Annotated in this window: 20 protein-coding genes and 2 tRNA genes; 2 read left to right on the forward strand and 20 right to left on the reverse strand. The window is 37.5% G+C overall.

The annotated features are described in order from the left end of the window. Nucleotides 1-54 precede the first annotated feature (54 nt). Nucleotides 55-141, reverse strand: a tRNA-Leu gene (locus C7D97_RS04690). 3 nt (nucleotides 142-144) lie between these two features. Beyond that, nucleotides 145-221: transfer RNA gene (locus C7D97_RS04695), tRNA-His, on the reverse strand. Nucleotides 222-525: 304 nt separating this feature from the next. Here C7D97_RS04695 and C7D97_RS04700 point away from each other — a divergent pair. Both C7D97_RS04700 and C7D97_RS04705 read left to right on the forward strand, forming a co-directional pair. Continuing rightward, on the forward strand, nucleotides 526-1,131 hold the full coding sequence (locus C7D97_RS04700) for a regulatory protein RecX (protein ID WP_105300961.1): 606 nt from the start codon (nucleotides 526-528) through the stop codon (nucleotides 1,129-1,131). Continuing rightward, nucleotides 1,128-1,394: a GIY-YIG nuclease family protein gene (locus C7D97_RS04705; RefSeq protein ID WP_105300962.1), complete on the forward strand. Its 267-nt coding sequence runs from the start codon at nucleotides 1,128-1,130 to the stop codon at nucleotides 1,392-1,394. Before C7D97_RS04700 ends, C7D97_RS04705 begins: the two co-directional genes overlap by 4 nt. On the opposite strand, the gene C7D97_RS04710 is transcribed toward C7D97_RS04705, so the two are convergent. From C7D97_RS04710 to polA, 18 genes are all read right to left on the reverse strand, one after another. Then, on the reverse strand, nucleotides 1,369-2,292 hold the full coding sequence (locus tag C7D97_RS04710; RefSeq protein ID WP_105300963.1) for a ribonuclease E/G: 924 nt from the start codon (nucleotides 2,290-2,292) through the stop codon (nucleotides 1,369-1,371). The genes C7D97_RS04705 and C7D97_RS04710 overlap by 26 nt on opposite strands. Further along, nucleotides 2,289-2,912 carry a hypothetical protein gene (locus C7D97_RS04715; RefSeq protein ID WP_105300964.1) on the reverse strand — a complete coding sequence of 208 codons (624 nt, stop codon included), beginning with the start codon at nucleotides 2,910-2,912 and terminating at the stop codon, nucleotides 2,289-2,291. The genes C7D97_RS04710 and C7D97_RS04715 overlap by 4 nt, the downstream gene beginning before the upstream one ends. A 6-nt stretch (nucleotides 2,913-2,918) precedes the next feature. Continuing rightward, the gene (locus C7D97_RS04720; RefSeq protein WP_105300965.1) at nucleotides 2,919-6,383 is read right to left on the reverse strand and encodes a penicillin-binding transpeptidase domain-containing protein; all 3,465 of its coding nucleotides are present in this window, start codon (nucleotides 6,381-6,383) and stop codon (nucleotides 2,919-2,921) included. An 11-nt stretch (nucleotides 6,384-6,394) separates the two neighbouring features. Beyond that, nucleotides 6,395-6,880, reverse strand: coding sequence for a rod shape-determining protein MreD (gene mreD / locus C7D97_RS04725; RefSeq protein WP_105300966.1), 486 nt, complete (start codon nucleotides 6,878-6,880; stop codon nucleotides 6,395-6,397). Continuing rightward, nucleotides 6,873-7,766 carry a rod shape-determining protein MreC gene (gene mreC / locus C7D97_RS04730; RefSeq protein ID WP_105300967.1) on the reverse strand — a complete coding sequence of 298 codons (894 nt, stop codon included), beginning with the start codon at nucleotides 7,764-7,766 and terminating at the stop codon, nucleotides 6,873-6,875. Before mreC ends, mreD begins: the two co-directional genes overlap by 8 nt. Nucleotides 7,767-7,772: 6 nt before the next feature. Beyond that, a complete protein-coding gene (mreB, locus tag C7D97_RS04735; protein ID WP_105300968.1) occupies nucleotides 7,773-8,783 on the reverse strand; it encodes a rod shape-determining protein in 1,011 nt (336 codons plus the stop codon). Between the two features lie 12 nt (nucleotides 8,784-8,795). Beyond that, on the reverse strand, nucleotides 8,796-9,482 hold the full coding sequence (gene radC / locus C7D97_RS04740; RefSeq protein WP_105301858.1) for a RadC family protein: 687 nt from the start codon (nucleotides 9,480-9,482) through the stop codon (nucleotides 8,796-8,798). Further along, nucleotides 9,460-9,993, reverse strand: coding sequence for a Gx transporter family protein (locus tag C7D97_RS04745; protein ID WP_105300969.1), 534 nt, complete (start codon nucleotides 9,991-9,993; stop codon nucleotides 9,460-9,462). Before C7D97_RS04745 ends, radC begins: the two co-directional genes overlap by 23 nt. Then, nucleotides 9,990-10,382, reverse strand: a complete 393-nt coding sequence (locus C7D97_RS04750; protein WP_105300970.1) for a NusG domain II-containing protein — start codon at nucleotides 10,380-10,382, stop codon at nucleotides 9,990-9,992. Before C7D97_RS04750 ends, C7D97_RS04745 begins: the two co-directional genes overlap by 4 nt. A gap of 90 nt (nucleotides 10,383-10,472) precedes the next feature. Further along, nucleotides 10,473-11,276, reverse strand: coding sequence for an RnfABCDGE type electron transport complex subunit B (locus tag C7D97_RS04755; RefSeq protein ID WP_105300971.1), 804 nt, complete (start codon nucleotides 11,274-11,276; stop codon nucleotides 10,473-10,475). A gap of 9 nt (nucleotides 11,277-11,285) precedes the next feature. Beyond that, complete coding sequence (locus C7D97_RS04760) at nucleotides 11,286-11,861, reverse strand: electron transport complex protein RnfA (protein WP_105300972.1); 576 nt, start codon at nucleotides 11,859-11,861, stop codon at nucleotides 11,286-11,288. 13 nt (nucleotides 11,862-11,874) lie between these two features. Next, on the reverse strand, nucleotides 11,875-12,522 hold the full coding sequence (gene rsxE / locus C7D97_RS04765; RefSeq protein WP_105300973.1) for an electron transport complex subunit RsxE: 648 nt from the start codon (nucleotides 12,520-12,522) through the stop codon (nucleotides 11,875-11,877). Between the two features lie 8 nt (nucleotides 12,523-12,530). Further along, nucleotides 12,531-13,076: an RnfABCDGE type electron transport complex subunit G gene (locus C7D97_RS04770; protein ID WP_105300974.1), complete on the reverse strand. Its 546-nt coding sequence runs from the start codon at nucleotides 13,074-13,076 to the stop codon at nucleotides 12,531-12,533. After that, nucleotides 13,069-14,046 carry an RnfABCDGE type electron transport complex subunit D gene (locus C7D97_RS04775; RefSeq protein ID WP_105300975.1) on the reverse strand — a complete coding sequence of 326 codons (978 nt, stop codon included), beginning with the start codon at nucleotides 14,044-14,046 and terminating at the stop codon, nucleotides 13,069-13,071. Before C7D97_RS04775 ends, C7D97_RS04770 begins: the two co-directional genes overlap by 8 nt. Nucleotides 14,047-14,055: 9 nt before the next feature. Continuing rightward, on the reverse strand, nucleotides 14,056-15,375 hold the full coding sequence (gene rsxC, locus C7D97_RS04780) for an electron transport complex subunit RsxC (RefSeq protein WP_105300976.1): 1,320 nt from the start codon (nucleotides 15,373-15,375) through the stop codon (nucleotides 14,056-14,058). 67 nt (nucleotides 15,376-15,442) lie between these two features. Next, the gene (locus C7D97_RS04785; RefSeq protein WP_105300977.1) at nucleotides 15,443-16,099 is read right to left on the reverse strand and encodes a lytic transglycosylase domain-containing protein; all 657 of its coding nucleotides are present in this window, start codon (nucleotides 16,097-16,099) and stop codon (nucleotides 15,443-15,445) included. Continuing rightward, a complete protein-coding gene (gene coaE / locus C7D97_RS04790; protein ID WP_105300978.1) occupies nucleotides 16,086-16,688 on the reverse strand; it encodes a dephospho-CoA kinase in 603 nt (200 codons plus the stop codon). The genes C7D97_RS04785 and coaE overlap by 14 nt, the downstream gene beginning before the upstream one ends. Further along, the gene (gene polA / locus C7D97_RS04795) at nucleotides 16,675-19,314 is read right to left on the reverse strand and encodes a DNA polymerase I (RefSeq protein WP_105300979.1); all 2,640 of its coding nucleotides are present in this window, start codon (nucleotides 19,312-19,314) and stop codon (nucleotides 16,675-16,677) included. The genes coaE and polA overlap by 14 nt, the downstream gene beginning before the upstream one ends. Between the last annotated feature and the right edge of the window lie 18 nt (nucleotides 19,315-19,332).

The following is a 19,332-nucleotide window of genomic DNA, read 5'->3' on the forward strand; positions in this document are numbered from 1 at the left end:
TTACCCACACGAAAAAAAGAGAACGTTGATATTCTAACGTTCTCTCATATTTGCTGGTGCGGGATAAAGGAGTTGAACCTTCACGGGAAAATTCCCACTAGATCCTAAGTCTAGCGCGTCTGCCAATTCCGCCAATCCCGCATATGGGGTGAGTAGTGAGATTCGAACTCACGGCCTCCTGGGCCACAACCAGGTGTCTTAACCAACTGGACCATACCCACCAAGCCATCACTATTTCATGATACTATCATTGAAGTAGCTTGTCAAGTTTTTCTAACAATTATTTTCTTTTTTTGAAAGTTTCAATTGTCATATCTCTCTCTCAACAATAAATATAATACCACGTTTTTTATTTTTGTGCAAGTATTTTTGTAAAATTTTTCTTTTGGGTCTACAAGTAGTAGAATAGAGACAGAGGTGAATTATGAAAAGTAGAAAAACTATACTTAAAATTTTTGCAATCGTGATTGCTATAGCCATGGTAGCTCCTATTATTTATAGTGCCTACAATTCTTTTGCAAGTCTATGATTGTAGAAGAGATTGGATTTTCTGATAAGTACAATTTGTGCAGACTCAGGGTCTCTGGAGAGCTTTTTTATATTTCTTATGATCTCTTTAATGACCTAGACATAAAGAAGGACGAAGAGCTTAGCTTTGATATTTTTTCTAAGATCCAGGCTGACAATTCTTATAATAGGGCGAAAAACTATATCTTAAATAGGATTTCTTATGCTAATAAGACAAGCTTTGAGATAGGAAAGATATTGAAGGACAAGGGCTACGAAGCAGATGTTACTGAGAAGGTAATTGAATTTTTAACTTCTTATAATTTAATCGATGATGAGTCTTTTGTAAGAAGCTTCATAGCTGATAAGTCTGCGATCAATGGATGGCCTAAGAATAAGATTAGATATAAACTTAAGCTTAAGGGAATTCCGGATTCCTTGATCGATGAGAACTTAAGCCTAATCGATGATGATAGAGAGTATGAGAAGGCCCTTTATTTTGCTGAGAAAAAGGCTCGAGGTGACTATTCTTTCAAGATGAAAAACAAGGTCTATAGGCATCTTGCCTCCAAAGGCTTTGATTTTGATATTATAGGAAGGGTTATGGGTGAGCTTTTCTCATGAGTCATTTTGTCTATATATTAAGATGCGCTGATAGGAGTCTTTATACAGGCTACACCACAGATGTCAAAAGAAGGGTGGCTGTCCACAATTCAGGCAAGGGAGCTAAGTATACTAGGGCAAGGCTTCCGGTAAAGCTAGTTTATTTCAAGGAAGTCTCTTCAAAGTCTAGTGGGCTAAAGCTTGAATGCGCTATCAAAAAACTTAATAAGAAGAAAAAAGAGGACTTAGTCCGTGACTTTAATTTAGAAGATTTCTCTTCTTAAGCTCTGTCGCGTATCTATCTCCTCTTCTTTTTATGGTCATTTCGAATAGTCCCATAGGAGAAAAGCCAAATATTTCAGAATCTAGGTCGTATTCTTTAGATTTTTCTCTCATGGCTTCTTCGATTTTTTCTTTATTTTCATTTCTTAGAAAGTCAATTAGGACCATGCCCCCTATATTTCTCGCCTTGAGATTGTAAACTATGGGATCTATTAATTCCATATTAATGTTTTCCAAGAACTTATCCTTGTTGTTGGTGCTCTTTTTACTATTAGAGTTGACATCTATTACAGTCATTGTCTCTAGTTCATCGATAATTAAGGATAGGTCACCGTATCTTGGTCTTTTTTCTTTTATTAATCCTAGAAAATCCCTAAATTCCTTAAGATTTTCTATATCTACTTTTCTTATTTCTTTATCCTTATTTTCTTCTATATAGACATCTTTTAGACTGTTTTCGTAAAGTAACTTGGGTGTTGGGAAGAATTTTTCTTCTTGGATAAGTCTAGTTTTAAGGCTCCCTATAGCTTCAAACTTTACCTTATCTCTTTCCTTCCCCTCCTTTTGCTTGATGAGCCTTCCAAATCTTTTGACATAGTAGCTATCATTTTCTAGCTTAAAATTAAGAGATCCCAGGGCTAGCTTGCCATTTGCGGGATCTCTTACGTATTGGACAATGACATTGTCCCCAATCTTATAGGGTGTTTTTGAATTTAGATATAGGGTTTCTCCCTTTTCGTATTCTACAAAGTAGGCGGAAAGGGCGTCGTTTTTATTTACGACTTTACCCCTATAGATATTACCAAGGAGTGAATCGTAGAATTTAATCTCTACAATCCTATCCTCCTTCACCTTTCCCATAAGCTTTTGTTTTTCATCTATAAATACAAAGTCTGTCATTTTTTAAACTTCATCTTTAGCTTCTCGAAGAATGTTAGGTCTGGGACTATGACATGGTTGTCATTGATGAAATTGTCGATTTGCTTATCGAAGCCTTGGCCTAGGTTGACATTTCCTAGGTAGTTTTTTCCGTAGGATTCGATTTTTTCTTTGAATAGCCTTATATCTGTATCTGGACTTGTTCCATTAATGAAGAAGGCATCTTCCTCAATTGTTTCTGGGAAGTTTCCTGCTTCTACTATAAATACAGATTTCTTCTCATCGACAAGCTTTATGTCAAGCGAGTCTATGACGAGATTCTTGTATCCTTCTTCTTTTAGAATCTTGTCCATATCTTCCTTATCGATTTCTTTCTTATCTTCTAGGAGAGGTGCTATAAGGAAGTCGAGATTTTCATCCTCCCATACTCTAACTTCCTTGAAGTCATTTACCCCCTTAAGATAATCTGCCAAGTCATAGGTAATCATCCCATCTTTGCCGTAATAGTCTTCGATGTTTGATTCATTTCTTTTTGTGGAGATGAGGAGGGTTCTTCCAGTTTCTTTGAGTCTTTCTGCTAAAGCTACTGCAAACTTCACCCTGTCCTTATCTATTTGTGAATTGATTATATAAACTTTCATAAGAGATTAATTCCCTTCAGTGCTTTCTGTGTTATCTGTATCGTTATTTTGTGTGGTATTTACATCTTCTGATGGATTCTCTGATGTATTGTCTTCATCATTTCCATCACTAGTATCTCCTCCAGCTTCTTGGCCGTATTCTACTTGTCTTAGCTCTTCACTAGAATCACCAGAGTTTGATATGTCGACTTTAAGGTCAAAATATTTGGCCACAATGTCCCTTACGATTGGGCTTACGTTGTAGCTGGTATCTCCTTGGGTTAGGATAACAGATACTGCGATTTCTGGATCATCATATGGAGCAAAGCCAATCATCCAAGCATAGGGTGAGTAGTCTGATCCATCGGCATTTTGTCCTTCTACTTCCCCTGTACCAGTCTTGACACCTATATCCATCGGTAGCTTGTTAAGAATCGTATTGTTTTGCGCTACTAGTAAGGCTCCGTATTTAATATCTTCAAGATGTTTGGTATCTTTGATATCAATCCTTTTTGTGTCTGGGACATTTTCGAAAAGGACTTCTTTGGAATCGTGGTTGGCTATCTTATTAATCAAGGTGTACTTGTTTAGGTAACCACCATTGGATATGGTAGCCATTACCCTATTCATCTGGATTGGTGTATAGGCGTTTTGTCCTTGGCCAATTACTATATTTAGCATATCTGTAATGTCCCAATTGGCTTGGTTAAGGAAGGTAAACTTGATAGTGTCTGCAAGACCTGCGATTTGTCCATCGTAGATTCCAATTGACTCGTAACCCTTTTCGTCCAAGGTTTCTATTATCTTATCCCTATTCCATCCTTCTGGATCATCTGCAAATGAAACTATGTCTTCGATATCCTTCTTGTACTCATCACGAGTCTTCTTGACCCCGTCTTTGATGAAGACTGTTAGGTTGTTTTCTAGGTATTTTCTAAGCATGGTCTTAGTTACTTCTACCTTCTTGCCGATTGATGGAATATTTCCAACTGTTTCATTTGGAATATTTATCTCGATTCCTGTCTTTTGGTCTAGACCAAGCTTCTCCGCTGCGAGTCTTATATCGTTAAGCTCAAGTTTTACTCCTAGGGTGTCCCCGTCTTCTGGATTCTCACCCAAGGCTAGGGTGTAGAAGTAATAGTTACATGAGTCTCTGATGGCTCCGTAGAGATTTTCTTCTCCATGAGTTGAGCCGGTCTCTGACCAGATTAAGCAAGAAAATCTCCTATTTCCTATATCCACAAAGCCGTGGTCGTAGCTTACAGAAAGTGGGTCGAGTCCCTTTTCTAGTGCTGCAAGACTTGATACAAGCTTAAAGGTTGATCCCGGCATAACAGCTGTTTGGGTGGCTATGTTAAGCATTGGTCTTGGTACAAGCGGACCAGAGCCTTCTTCTACTTGGAGGCTTTCCCAATCTGAAGCTGATACTCCAGTGGCGAAGATATTCGGATCATAGTCAGGGTATGATGCAAGGGCTAGGACTTCTCCAGTCTTTACATTACTTACGACAACTGCACCACTTGCTGCATTTGGAGCAGAATTTATTGGTGAAAAGGTTCCGTATTCTGATTCATAAGTTGAGCCTTCACTTATAGCTTCAAGAACTCCCTTTAGTGATTTTTCTGCTTGTTCTTGGAGATCTCTGTCTATAGTAAGGTAGACATCATCACCTGGCTCTGATGTAGACTTTGATATTGTCTGACGTCTGTTACCTGAAGAGTCTACTGTTACTAGGCTTCTACCGTTCTTACCCTTGAGATTATCCTCGTAGGATTCTTCGATTCCAGTCTTTCCTATGATTTCATCTCTGAGATAGCCTCTGTCGTTTACGTATTTATCAACCTCATCGCCTGTTGCAATTGGTCCCATGTATCCTAGGACGTGGCTTGCTAGGTATCTATTTGGATAGTTTCTAATTGGGATAGTATCGACTATGATTCCACTTGCCTTGTCAATTTTTTCTTCAATCTTAAGTACTGTGGATTCATCCAAGTGGTAGACTATATTTATAGGCCTATAGCCGAGGTTGCCTTGACGATTTAGCTTATTGTCTAAAGTTAATATTCCTATAGCTTCTTGGTCGCTATAGTCTTCTAGCTTGTCTACTTTCTTAATATAAGAAAGAATCTGTCCCGCATCTTTTTCTTCTGTGAGGATATCTACTACATCGTCTGTGCTATTGGACTTATCTTTTTGGGCATAGTAGGTATAGAAGTCCTTCTCGTCTTTGGTAAAGGTATAGGTCCACTCTTCTGGATCCTCATCTGTAATGTCGATATTTGGATAGATATTATTTTTGGTATTGGCATTTTGGGCCATGTATTTGATATTTTCTGAAAGGATAAGTTTCTTAAGGAGCTTATTTTCATCAGCAAGCTTTACAAGTTCACTTACCGCAGATCCTGCTTGGGGATTTTTGAAGCTTACATCAACTGAGTAATTGTTCTTATCCTCGTCCTTTTCAGTAACAACCTCTGTCTCGAAGTTAGCGTAGATTCCCATATTTTCAAGTTGTTCTATTAGGATATTAGCAGGAATGATGTATTCTCCTGAATCATCTACACTAGCTTCTGTCAACACTTCTTCTATGGTTGAATTTTTGACAATCTCATAGAAGTCGTCAGCAGCAGTAGACTCGTAATTTATATTTGGGAAAAGCTTGTGAAGCTTGGCCTTTTTCTCTATGAAATCTTCGTCGCTTTTTACAGCATAGTCTTTAAGAACTAGGTCTCCTTCAAGACCATTTTCGACAAGCAAGTCATAAGCAAGTTTTCTAGCGTGAGAGTTTTGGAGGATTGTTAGAATTACTGATTCATCTTCCCCAACAGATTCTACAATCACATCCATTGGATCGTCATTTTTACTAAAACCTATTGATTTTAATTTCTCTCCGGAGTTTTCCTTAAAGCTTATAGCAAGGTCTCCATCTTTTTGTCCAACATGGCAAGGAATATCGATTCCCCTTTTCTTTAAGGCAAGAAGGGCTGTGTTTGCCGTTTCATATTCGATTCCTTCCTTTTGGTAGGATGAAGAGATAAATTCTCTTATGAGATTGTTGTCAATCAGAAGGTTTACCACCTTATCCATAGGCATCTTCTTGTGGTCAAAGTATGTATCTTCGTCCTTGTACTCAAAGGAGTTTAGCCTTAGGTTAAAGTCTTCAGTATAGTTTACTCCGTCTTCTTCTAGGATATCGACAAGTTTTGATATATTTTCTATCTTCTTATCCTCATCCATGCTTGACATTTGATCCTTGTATAATTGGACCGTAAAGGATGGGATAGAGCTTGCTAGGATTTTGCCGTTTCTGTCATAGATATTTCCACGACTTGCAATCTCATCAACTTCTTTTACTTTTCTATTATCAGACAAGTCTCTGTAGTAGTCTCCCTTAACTAGCATTACCTTGCTTAGCCTTATGACTATAGCAAGGAATAATACTATGACTAGGATTTGTACAAAAATCAGTCTTTTTTCTCTTGTTTTTTTCACTTAAACACCCCTTATATCTTGTAAGTTGGAATGTACATGATTTTCTTGACAATAACATTATAGAGTAGATAAACTAGACTGTTTAGAATAGTTTCTATGATTAGGGCTAGAGGTACGTAGGTTAGTATATCAGCTCCAGGCTTTCCTAGGATAAAGTATATCAATGATATTAGAATGAAACTTCCTAGACTTGCTATAGCTGTTACAATCGCTCCACTTGACTTATCTTTTGGAACTTTCACCTCTCCTACAATATATCCTATTAGATAATAGCTTAGGGCCCTTACTCCTATAAATGGTGTTAGAAGAAAGTCTTCTACTAGACCTAGGATTAGCCCGCTTACGCTGCCAGTCTTTCTTCCCAAATATTGGGATAGGACGACTATGGCTGGTATAAGAATATTTATATTTGCTCCAAATATATCTATCTTAGAAAATACAGATGTTTGGAGGATAAATGATACTAATAATAATATAAAGGTCTTAAATTTATTCATCTATTTCTCCTTGATAATCCCTATTTTCTATAACCTCATCTACACTGTATTGGTCAGTTTTCTTTAGAATCAAGACCCTATACAAGTGAGAGAAGTCCACTGGTGAGTTTAGGGTTATATTTTTCCTTAGAGCATCTTCGCTCATAGTTACATTGGATACTGTTCCTATATAGATTCCTTCTGGATAAACTCCACCAAGCCCGCTTGTTAATAGAACGTCTTTAGTCTCTACTTCACTATCTACATCTAGCATGTAACCTTGGATAGTCTTTTGAGTGAAGTTATCAATCACTCCATAATCTCCACTCTTAGAATTGATGAAGGATACGTCATTTGACATAGAATTTATTGTCTCAACCCTTGCTGTCGTCGCATAGACTTCTACTACTTTACCAACAAGACCTGTATAGTATTTGCTATCACCTATAGCCTGAAGGATGATGTCGTTTTTCTCGATTCCATCATTTTTGCCCTTATCTATGGTGAAGTTCTTGGTCATAGAGTTCGAGTCTGTGTTTACAACTTTCGCCTTCATGTAGGAATTTTCTGAATTATCAATGGCGTTTTTTTCTTCTTCTAGGAAGTTTTTCTTGCTAATAATTGTATTTAGCTTAGCATTTTCAATCTCGAGCGCCTTGTTTTCTTCCTCTAATTTCTCTACAGCTGCCCTAGTCTCCTTAGAACCGAGACTTCTTTCAACTTGCTCCTTTATGGTAGAAGATATTGAATAAGTAACTTTTTCTACTGGAGCAAAGATTGTGTTAGCTATATTTGAACCTGTTTCGTTAATTTTTTCTGTTTGGGAAGAGATTGCTATAGATAAAAGCAAAACTACTAATGTTACGACAAAGCCCTTCCTGTCTTTTTTCTTTCTTCTGTATGCCATAATTACCTACTTACGATATTTCACAAATCTATCAGGGTTATCTAAGATAAGACCTGCGCCTTTTATAGAATCTGTAAGAGGATCTTCTGAGATATTTACCCTAAGACCAGTATTGTCTGAGATATATTCGATAAGCCCCTTAAGTCTTGCAAGTCCTCCTGTAAGGAAGATCCCATCTCTTTTGATATCAGAGCTAATTTCTGGTGGAATTTTCTCTAAGACTTCATAGATTAATTCACAAATGTCATTGGCAAAAGGCATGACGCATTCAACCAAATCCTTGCTTTTTATTTCTATAGTCTTTGGCATGGCAGTCTCAAGGTCTCTTCCATCGACCTTCATAGTATTGTTTTTGTCTGAAACTTTAAGACTTATTAGATTCTTTTTTACAACTTCCGCTGTATTTTTGCCAATTTCTAGAGAAAACTTATTTCTTATAAATTCTACAATCGTATCATCTATATAGTCTCCCGCCTTCTTTATATTTTTTGTCGCTATAACTCCATTTAGGGAAACTACTGTTGCCTCGCTAATTCCAGCTCCTAAATTTAGCATAAATATTCCTCTTGGTTCATCAGGATTTAACTCCATCCCATAAGCTGCTGCAAGAGTCTGATCTACTAGGATAACGTCCCTACTACCTGCATGGAGGGCAGCATCTTCTACGGCTCTTGCTTGAATATCTGTGATAGAAGAAGGAACGCATATTACAACCCTTGGTTGAAGGAAGGAGAAGCCCCCGTTTACCTTCTTGAAGAAATAATTGAGCAAGGCTTCAGTCAGATTAAAGTCTGTTATCACTCCATCTCTTATAGGCCTTACTATGTGGATTTTCTCGTGGGTCTTGCCTAACATAGCCTTGGCCTCTTCTCCAATAGCTAAGACCTTGGTATTATTTTCATCTAAAAGCAAAAAACAAGGCTCACTTGCTATAAGCCCTTCGCCCTTCTTATATACTAAAATATTGCTTGTGCCAAGATCGATGGCAAAATCTGAAGCAATCATTCTAAAACTCATAATCTATACCTCTTACAAATTCCCTTCTTTTTTAAAACTATAATAACTACTATTTCCTACAACTATATGGTCTAGGACTTCTATATCCAAAATATCCCCAGCCTCTGCTAGCCTATCTGTGATGAGAAAGTCCTCGGTCGAAGGCTTTGGATTGCCGCTAGGATGGTTATGGACTAAAATCATTGACTTAGCACTCTTTTTGATAGCAGGCTTAAAGACTTCCCTTGGGTTTACTACAGTCGAATTTAAATCTCCTATAGAAATTACTTCCTTGGCTATGATAACATTTTTGCTATCAAGTAAAATCGCATAGAAATGTTCCTTCTTTAGGTTGGAAAGTCTGGGGCTCATGATATCATAGACATCCTTACTGGAGCTAATCTTTTCTATCTTCTTATCTAAGACTCTCTCGTTAATCCTCTTACCTAACTGAAGACCAGCGACAACTCTAGTAGCCTTTGCCTCTCTGATACCTTTGATATTCATAAGTTCCTTAACTTCGATTTCTAGAAGCTCTTCATAGGAAAAGATCTCAAGAATCTCCTTGGATAACTCAATTACATTCTTATCCTTAGTACCAGTAGATAAGATTATTGCCAAAAGCTCATAATCTGTAAGGGAGTCAAAGCCTTCTCTGATTAGCTTTTCTCTTGGCTTATCGTATTTTTCTAAGTCTTTAAAGCTTTTTGTCTCTTTCATTTCTACTAAACCCAATCTTTTCCATATGCTTTATAATATAATTCGAACTAAGACCTACAAAAAATCCACTAAAAGTTCCAATAAAAACTAGAAGCGGGAAATAGTAATACATCTTGATATTGTCCATAACTATTGCAGAAACCAGAACTTGGCCAAAGTTGTGGAAGAAAGCACCAATTTCACTTACTCCTATAAAGCTTAGGCTCTTATTAAGATATCTCATAGAAATACTCATGGCAATACTTGCAAGAATCGCCCCAGCCACTGAAAAAAAGAAGGAGCTAACCATACCTGTTGCTAAAACCAAAAGGAATGATTTAAGTACTCCAATCAAAAGAGCTGTCCTAAGTCCATAAAAGTACAAGCTTACTAGTAATATTATATTTGAAAGTCCAAGTTTTGCACCTGGTATTGGGACAGGTAGGGGAATAAAATGTTCAACTAAAGAAATCGCTAGAGCCATAGCTACAAGTAGGGCCATGGTCGTTATTTTTCTAATATCTTTATTCATCTAACCACCTTATCTATCTTATCTTCTCTACTGTTATTAGCATCATCAGTAGAATAAACTTCCATAAACAACCTATTAGGCAGGCAGACTACCGTCTCTCCTACATCACTAATTGGGGCCATATGAACACAAATCTGATCGTTACAATCAGCTTCTGATACGTAGGCCTTGCCGTTTTTTATCTTAACTATGTTATAATGTCCCCCATATTCGATCCTGAACTCATCGTCCTTATCTAGGGGAACTTCCTTGATAACCTTGGATTCTTGCTTAATAACTAATATATTTCCTCTCTCTTTGGAGGTAATCTTTGAAATAGCAAAGGCAAAAGCCAAAGAAAATATCAAGAGAAATCCGATAACATAGATATCTCCTTTTTTTATTTTCATTTTACACCTCAAGAACTAGTTTATCATTTTTATTGGGAGATTGTCAATTTTAGGTATAAGAAAACAGCGCAATTTCTTGCGCTGCAAATTCTATTCAAAAACTTCTATACATTTGTTTGGACATTTGTCTGCTGCTTGTTTTAGAAGCTCAGGATCGAAGTCATTTCCAATCTCTTCTACTGAAAGGAAATTATCCATCTTAAATGCTTCTGGATAGGTCTTAGCACAGATTGTACATCCTATACAAGAGTTTTTACAATTATTTCTTGCATCCTTACCCTTGTCATGGCTTGAGCAAAGTACAACTTGTTTTTGGCTAAATGGAATTAGTGTTATGATATTTTTAGGACAAGTATCGACACACTTACCACAAGCTACACATTTTTCTCTATCTACTACAGCAACTCCGTCTTTTACGTGAATCGCATCGAATGGACACACTTTTTCGCATGAACCGCATCCTACACAACCGTAATTACAAGCTTTCTTGCCACCGAAAAGTGCTATTTGTGCTCTACAATCTTCAATTCCTGAATATTCGAAAAGATCCTTTGCCGCTTCACATGTTCCGTCACATTTTACAACTGCAACTTTCCTATCAGCTCCTCCAGCAGATTCTACTCCCATTACCTCAGCTACAGCATCCGTTGTAGCCTTACCTCCTATAGCACAAGCATTTACTGGAGCTTCTCCATTTGCAATAGCTTCTGCAAGTCCATCACATCCAGGGAATCCACAAGCACCACAGTTGGCACCTGGTAGGGCATTTCTTACTTCTTGTTCTTTGACAGATTTTTCTACGTGGAATTTCTTACTTACTACACCAAGGGTAAAAGCAAAGAAGAAACCTAGGGCGGCGAGTACCGCTATTGGAATTATTATAGTTTCTAACATTTCCCCCTCCTATGCTAATCCTGCAAAGCCCATAAAGGCGATAGCCATAAGTCCTAGTGTTACTAGGGTTATTGGAACACCCTTAAAGGTCTCTGGTAATGAATTGTATTCGATTCTTTCTCTAATGTAAGCTAAGATTGTAATAGCTAGAGTAAAACCAATAGCTGCTGCTAGGGCGTAAACTATTGTTTCTACAAGAGTATAAGATGAGTCGATAGCCTTGATTGCTACACCTAAAACTACACAGTTTGTTGTGATTAGTGGAAGAAATACTCCCAAGGCACCGTATAGGGCTGGCATAGATTTTTTCATTACTGCTTCTACTGCTTGTACTAATGATGCGATTACTAATATAAATACAACTGTTTGTAAGAATCCGATATTTAATGGATCTAGTATGTAATATTGGATTATCCAAGTGATAATTGAAGCAAGGGTTATAACAAATATAACTGCCATTCCCATACCTCTTGCTGTCTCTACCTTGCTTGTAACACCAAGGGCAGGACATATACCTAAGAATTGACCGAGTACATAGTTACTTACGAAAATAGTTGCAATAATTATTGAAAATAGATTTCCCATAATATCTCCTATCTTATTTTCTCTTCTTTGAAATAGCATTGAATGCTGCAACTAACATACCAAGAACTATAAATGATGATGCTGGTTGTTGTAAGAATCCGATTGTATATGCTTCCGGAATTATTTGTGCTCCGAAAAGTGATCCTGCTCCTAGAAGCTCTCTAAAGAAAGCTAGAAGGGAAATTGCAAATGTGTATCCTAGTCCTTGACCAAGTCCATCTACGATTGATGCTACTGGTCCGTGACTTGAGGCAAAACCTTCCGCACGAGCAAGGATCAAGCAGTTAACTACTATTAGTGGAATAAAGATACCCAAGGATTCATCTAGGGCTGGCAAGTATGCTTTGATTGCCATTTGTACCATTGTTACAAAGCCTGCTATGATTACGATAAAGGCTGGGATTCTTATTTCATCTGAAATGAAATTTCTTAGTAAAGAAATTACCAAGTTACTCATTACTACTACGAATATTACTGATACTCCCATTCCTATAGCATTGATCAAGGAAGAAGATATGGCAAGAACTGAACACATACCTACTGTTTGAACGAAAACTGGGTTATTAGCAAATATTCCTTCGATAAAGACTTTTCCTAAATTCTCTTTAGGAGCTTTCTTTTCTTTTTTATTTTCTATTGGTCTATCAATTTGATTTTCCATAATATCTCCTAATTAAGTTCACCTAGGACACTGGCTGCGTCATTGATACCTCTTAGGATTGTTCCTGTAGATATTGTCGCACCAGAGATGCCTACGATCTCATTTTCTCCGCCGGACTCAGAAGCCTTAACTTCTCCGTCCATGTTTACTCCAATCATTCCTTCCTTGAAGAAATCTTCTTCCATTTGCTTACCGAATCCTGCAGATTCTGCGTGGTTTAATGGAGCAAATCCTGTGATATTGTGATCTTTATCACATCCTATTAGAAATTCTATATCTCCACCGTATCCACCTGGTGATAGGATTTGGAATACATATCCGTCTCCTTGACCACCTTCAGCCTTATAGATTTTCTCAATGCTTTCTGGCTTGCCATCTACTTCTACTTCCTCATAAGAGTCAGCAGGTAGGACAACTGATAAAGATTCTTGAAGTTTCTCTTGGGCCTTAGCTTCTATGATTGGACTTGTAGCGTTGTTTGTTAGCGCTAGGGCAAAGGCGGTAACTGATGTAATCAAGAATAATTTTAGGCCTAATTTTAAACTATTATTCATTTTCTTTTCCTTTCTTTGCCTCAACTTTACCGAAAGTCTTAGGTCTTGTGTGAGCTTCAATTATAGGAACTACTAGGTTCATAAGAAGAATTGAGTATGATACACCTTCTGGATATCCACCCCAAACCCTTATTATGGCTGTAAGGATTCCTGCTCCTATAGCAAAGACATATTGGCCTTTGATTGTCATTGGTGTTGTTGTATAGTCAGTTGCCATAAAGAAGGCACCAAGCAACAAACCACCTGATAGGATATTTCTGAGCGATGCAGCAAAGCCATCAGGACCAAATATTCCTAATAAAACTGTCGCTGTAAGTATGTATGTTAGTGGAATTCTAACGTGAATTACTTTTCTTACTATTAGATAGCATGCACCGATTAAGATTGCAAGGGCTGATACTTCTCCTAGACATCCTGGGATATTTCCGAGGAAAAGATCCATTGTACTAAAGCTTGCTGGATCTGATAGAGGAGTTGCTCCTGATACCATTGATACATCTTTTACAGTCTTAAGGGTTGCTACTCTTTGTGGTGGTACAAAGCTTGTCATAGTTTCTGACCATGAAGCCATTAGGAAGGCTCTTGCTGCAAGTGCAGGGTTTACTATGTTTTGTCCGATTCCACCAAAGAACATCTTAGCTACTATGATTGCAAACATAGCTCCGATTACCATTTGCCATACTGGCAAGGTGAATGGAACGTTGTAGGCAAGGAGTATTCCTGTAACTACTGCTGATAAATCTTTGATTGATTGATTTCTCTTTGTTATTTTGTTAAATATATATTCTGATAACACGCAAGTTATGACAGATGCTAGGATAAGTATTAGGGCTCTATAGCCAAAGTAATATACTGAGGCAAGCCCAGCTGGTATTAGTGCTATAATTACATCTAGCATGTCTTTTTTAACTGTACGATTGCTTCTAACATGAGGAGAAGCTGTTACCAATAGTTGTTTTGTATTTTCCATATTCTCCTCCTATTTACCTGCTTGTCTTATTTGTCTCTTACCAAACTTGATAGCTTCTACTAGAGGTCTGTTTGATGGACAAACGAATGAACAAGATCCGCACTCTATGCAATCCATGATATTAAGCTCTTGTGCTTTTTCGAATCTCTCTTCTAGGGAGAACTTGTGGATGTAGAGTGGAAGTAAGTAAACTGGACAAACATCAACGCATCTACCGCATCTAATGCAAGGGCTTACTTCAAGAGGCTCGGCCTCATCACTTGCTAGGACTAGGACGCAGTTACTTGCTTTCTCGGTTGGTCTAGTTAGGTCTGGTTGAGCAATACCACACATTGGACCACCATTTACAAGCTTAGCTATATCATCTGCTCCACCTGCTTCTTCTATGAGATAGCCAAATTCTGTTCCGCAACGAACTAACATGTTTGTTGGGTTTTTGACAGACTTACCAGTTACTGTAACTATTCTTTCGTAAAGTGGCTTATCCATATATATCGCTTCATATATTGCATTCATTGTAGAAACGTTTGATACTATAGCTCCAACATCCATTGGAAGACCGCCACTTGGTACTTGACGATTTAGGCAAACATCTATGATTCTTTTCTCGTCACCTTGAGGATATTTTGTTTGAAGCTTCTTGATTTCAATATCAAATGATGAATTTTCCTTAGCGAATTTTTCTAAGGCACTTACCATTGTATCGAATGCCTTTGGCTTGTTATCTTCTATAGCGATAATTCCCTTTTTAGCAGATACTGCCTTCATCGCTTGGGTTAGGGCCTTAAGGATTCTTTCTGGCTTGTTTTTCATTAGATAATCATCACAAGTAATATATGGTTCGCACTCTGCTCCATTTACTATTACTGTATCTACTGGCTTGGCTGGTAAATATTTTATGTGAGCAGGAAAGGCAGCTCCACCCATACCTACTATTCCAGCTTCCTTGATCTTTGCTACTATTTCTTCTGCATTAAGATCGACATTATCTTTTTCTATGTATTCTTTATCTTGGTCGAAACCTTCGGTATCAATTACGACTGCCTTGGCGTTTTTGCCTGAGGCAGTTTGTAAATCGATAATGTCCTTTACCACTCCTGCTACAGATGAGTGGATATTTGCAGAGAAATTTCCGACAGCTTCTCCTATAAGCTGACCTACACTAACTTCGTCTTTTTTTGCTACAAGACATTTGCTAGGTGCACCTATATGTTGGATAAGAGGAATTGTTACAAGTTTAGGAATACTTGCCATATGAAGTTCACTGTTTTCAGTAAGCTCCTTATACTCCTCCATGTGCACTCCATTTTTAAAGGTAATGGAATTCATAAATCTCTCCTTCTATTTTTATTTGCTCTTCTTCTATTATAAAGTAAAATCGCTTTTCATTCAATATTTATCTTATATTTCTAATGAAATCTTTAATAAAAATCTCAAAATTTCTATTACTTAGGGACCTTAGGTCAGAAATTTCTTCCTCGCTTGGAAGGCCATCCTTGTAAAACTTTTTCATGACTTCATAATTGGCATTTACCTTTGTGACATATTGCCTAGTTTCTTCGAAAGGAATATTTAAAGGGTCAGGATTGTCCTTATCAAGAGTACCTTCCTTAATCCAGTTGTCAACATTGCCAACTCCCCCATTGTAGGCTGCAAGGGCTAGGTCTCTGTTGTTATAATATCTATAAAGATAGTCAAAATATCCTACTCCCAAATCTAGGTTGTAGTCGACATCGTTTAGCTTTTCTGGATAGTAATCAATACCTACGACATCTGCAGAATGCTTGGCCGTATCTTCTAGTAATTGCATTAGGCCGTGGGCTCCTTGGTGGCTTTGGGCATTATTATCAAAGTCAGATTCAACCTTGATTATTGACGCAGTTAGGAGGGGATCTACATTATATTTTTCGGAATATTCATAAATTTGATCTTGGTAGGAAATTTGGGTTCTAGATGTTTGGTAGGATATTAGGCCGTATACTATAGCGAAAAATATGCCTATAGCAAGAACAATGAAGCCCAAAACCTTCCCTATAAATTTAACAACTTTCATTAAAGTCACCTCGCTTAATGATTTTTTCTATTTGCCTTCTTAAACTTTCTATATCGCCGCTATTGTCGATTATGATGTCACTTTGCTTTTTCATTTCTTCTAGCTCATCCTGGCTTTCAATCTTTTTTAGGGCAAAGTCATAATCGATCTTATCACGAGCCATAAGTCTTTTGATTTGGACCTCCCTAGAAGCTGTAACAAGGACTACCAAGTCATGAGGAAATCTATCTTTGATTTTAAAAAACAAGGGAACTTCTATAAAGACCTTATCTTCCTTGCTGTTTTCTACCATCTCATTTATAGCAGAAATGATATTCGTATGGCTTATTTCATTAAGTCTTTCCATCTTCTCATTGTCATTAAAGATGATCTCAGCAAGCTTCTTCTTATCGAGATAATCACCATCAAAGGCTGGGGCAAAGATAGGCTCGTTTTTGATGGCTATATAATTCTTGCCCCCCTTTTTGATAAGGTCTCTATTTACCTCATCAGCACTAATTAAATCGTAGCCTTTTTCTTTTAAAATATCTGCTACAGTAGACTTGCCTGATGCGATAAGGCCTGTAATTACAATCCTACTTGGACTCATACATACTTACTCCTGTGTCAATATCCACTATCAAAGGAACCTCAAGATCTGCTGCATTCTCCATGGATTCTCTTAGGATTTTGATAGCCTCATCCTTAGATGATTCATCTGCCTCTAGAATTATCTCATCGTGGATTTGGAGGACGATTTTAGCATCAAGTCCTGCTTTTTTGAGATTCTTGTCAGTTTCTATCATGGCAATCTTTATAATGTCTGCTGCAGTTCCTTGGATAGGAGTATTTAGGGCAACCCTTTGGCCGAAGCTTCTTACGTTAAAGTTTCTCGAATTGATCTCTGGGACATATCTTCTTCTCTTAAAGAGAGTCTCCACATAGCCATCTTCCTTGGCCTTTTCTACAATAGAATCCATATATTCCTTGATTGAAGGGTAACTTGCCATGTAATTGTCGATGTATTCCTTGGCTTCCTTCCTTGGTATGTTTAGATTTTGTGATAGGCCGTAGTCACTTATGCCATAGATTATTCCGAAGTTTACAGCTTTTGCCTCAGATCTTTGTCTTTTTGTAACCTTATCAAGGTCAGTGTGAAAGACTTTTGAAGCAGTCTGTGTGTGGATGTCTACTCCATCCTTAAAGGCATCTATCATATGACGATCTCCTGAAAGTGAGGCTAGTATTCTTAGCTCGATTTGTGAGTAGTCTGCATCTATTAGGATTTTACCTTCCTCTGACCTAAAGGCCTTTCTGATAAGTCTACCCTCGTCGGTTTTTATAGGAAGATTTTGTAAGTTAGGGTCTTGGGAAGAAAGTCTACCGGTTGCAGCTATATTTTGCCTAAAGGTTGACCTAATTCTTCCATCTTCATCTATGGCCTTCTCAAGTCCTTCTATATAGGTTGAGCGTAGCTTGAAAAGCTCTCTGTATCTTTCGATTTTAGGAATAATTTGATGTTTATCCCTTAATTTTTCAAGGACCTGGGCATTAGTTGAAAAGCCTGTCTTAGTTTTCTTGATAACAGGAAGGTCCAAATCTTTAAAGAGAACTTCACCTAATTGCTTGGTAGAGTTGATATTAAACTCGCTACCAGCAAGTTCATAAATCTCTCCGGTAATCTTATCTATATCCTTATCTATATTCTCCTTTAGATCTTCAAGGACCTTTTTGTCTGTGACAAATCCCACTATTTCCATATCAGCTAGGACCTTTGAAAGTTTAATCTCAATCTCCTTATAGAGGTCTAGCATATGGTATTCGTCAAGTTTATCTTCCAAGATTTCCTTAGAATCTTCTATCGCATTAATTCCGCTTGCTAGGTAGTTTCCAAGCTCATCAAAGTCTAAGTCCTCATATTTTAGGGCCTTCTTACCCTTACCTAAGAGGTCTACCGGACTTTTTACTTCGTAATCTAGATAAGATTGACTTAAGACTTTTAAATCATAAGAAGACCTTGATGGATCGATCAAATAATGCATAAGCATCATATCGTCATAAGGAAGTTTAAGATTGATCCCAAGTTTATCTAGAAGAACAACATCTTCTTTAATATCGAAGGAATTCTTCACTATATCTTCATCCTCGAATATTTCCTTGAACTTGCTTACAAAATCTCTATCAGGATCTACTATATAAGTAGGAGTGTCAGTAGTCTTTATTCCTAGCTTATAAATCTCGCTGTGAATGTACCTATCTCCTTCATAAATGGACTTGAAGGTAAACTCCTTGTTTTTCTTAATAGCTTCGATTAGCTTATCTGAATTCTCTAACTTCTCATAGGCAAAGTCCTTATCTTCCTTTGGACTATCTCCCCCATCCATATCTTCTAGGAACTTGTTGAAATTGTATTTAGAATACTTTTTTCTCAAGCTTTCAAGGTCTGGATCCTTCACCTTAAGCTCTTCTAGGTCAAATTCTACTGGAGCACTGGTCACAATTGTCCCTATTTTCTTACTCATATAGGCTATAGCTTCACTATCGATTAGTGTCTGTTTGGTCTTTTTACCAGAAACTTCGTCTATATGATCGTAGAGCCCTTCGATAGATCCGTATTTTTGGATAAATCCGATAGCCTTCTTTGGACCTATTCCATCAACTCCAGGGATATTATCAGACTTATCTCCTTCTAGCCCCTTAACTTCGATCAATTGCTTGGGACTTAAGCCAAATTCTTCCTTTATGGTATCGACTGTGTATTCCTTAGTCTCGGAAACTCCCTTCTTGGTAAGATTGACTACGATCTTCTCATCTACAAGCTGAAGGTAATCCCTATCTCCAGTGATTAAAACAGACTCATAGCCTTCTTCTTGGGCCATTTTTGCATAGGTTCCCACAATATCATCCGCCTCAAATCCATCGAGGTCAGTATATTTAACATTAAGGGAATCTAAGATATCCTTTAGAATTCCGAACTGATAGGATAGCTCACTAGGCATCTTGTCACGAGTTCCCTTGTAGTCCTCAAACTCCTTGTGCCTAAAAGTCTTAGATGCCCTATCAAAGGCCACAAGGACATAATCTGGTTTATATCTATCAAAAGCGTTGTTATACATGGTCAAAAAACCATAAACGCCATTAGTCATAACGCCGTCATTGTTTGTAAGTTTAGGAAGAGCAAAAAACGCCCTAAAAATCAAACTAGACCCGTCAATTAACATAACTGTTTTACTCATTATTACTCCTTTACATAT

Origin of the sequence: Anaerococcus marasmi (assembly GCF_900290195.1) — a bacterium.
GTDB classification, from domain to species: domain Bacteria; phylum Bacillota; class Clostridia; order Tissierellales; family Peptoniphilaceae; genus Anaerococcus; species Anaerococcus marasmi.